The organism is Methylobacterium sp. C33D, from assembly GCF_053345825.1.
The window spans coordinates 1-307 of record NZ_JBKFAV010000199.1 but is presented as its reverse complement, the minus strand read 5'-3'; the positions used below and the strand labels follow the sequence as shown (position 1 = coordinate 307).

General features: G+C 76.2%; 1 pseudogene. It reads left to right on the top strand.

Features of this window, described 5'->3' with window-relative positions:
- Positions 1-19 precede the first annotated feature (19 nt).
- Positions 20-307 (top strand): annotated as a pseudogene (locus ACLBXO_RS32020) (sensor histidine kinase); the annotation flags it as partial.

The following is a 307-nucleotide window of genomic DNA, read 5'->3' as shown; positions in this document are numbered from 1 at the left end:
GTTCGGGGCGATCATGCGCGTGCAGGCCGCCACGGACGCGTTCGGCGACGCCGACCTGCACACGCTGATCTCGGACGAGCTGATGTTCCCCCTCGCCCGCGAGGGCGAGCAGGCCATCCTCGCCGGCCCGCGGGTGCGCCTCCGGCCCAAGGCCGCGCAGGTCGTCGCGCTGGCCCTCCACGAGCTGACGAGCAACGCGGTGGAGCACGGGTCCCTGGCGCTCCCGCAGGGCCGGGCCCGCGCGGCGTGGCGGGTGGCGGAGTCGGAGACCGGACCGCCCGTCCTCAGCCTCGACTGGGCGGAGACC